The following is a 491-nucleotide window of genomic DNA, read 5'->3' as shown; positions in this document are numbered from 1 at the left end:
CCCACCAGGCCACTGCTGCCCTGGTTGGCAACGGTGTTGTCCAGCTGGTAGGTCTGGCCGGAACCCGTGATCGTGTCCGAGGCCAAACCGCCCTTCGCCGTGGTGATGCCGCTCCAGCCACCGGTGCCGGTGGCCGTGCCACCCAGGTCCAAGTTCACCGCGGTCGTGTACGCGCTGTAATCCAGCGTGCCAGCACCACCACCGGCCAGCGTGCCACTGACGGTGGCCCCATCGGCAAACACGAAGTTGCCCGCTGCGCTGTCGCTCAAGTTCTCGAACGAGGTCCAACTCAACACGCCATTGTTGCCGGCGTTCGCGCCGGTCAGCTGATACGTCTGGCTGCTGCCGCTGATCGTGTCCGAGGCCGAGCCGCCCTTCGCCGTGGTGATCCCGCTCCAGCCACCGGTGCCGGTCGCCGTACCACCCAGGCCCACGCTCACCGCCGTGGTGTACGCGCTGTAATCCAGCGTGCCCGCACCACCGCCCGCCAG

General features: G+C 68.0%; 1 protein-coding gene. It reads right to left on the bottom strand.

Annotation, left to right across the window (positions count from 1 at the left end; translation table 11 throughout):
• Window positions 1-491 (bottom strand): hypothetical protein (locus tag AC3A56_RS17575; RefSeq protein ID WP_487771218.1); only part of this gene is annotated, 491 nt, incomplete at both ends.

Source organism: Rhodanobacter sp. Soil_C_14, assembly GCF_057657335.1.
The sequence above is the reverse complement of the archived record's forward strand: the minus strand, read 5'-3'. Positions and strand labels throughout refer to the sequence as shown.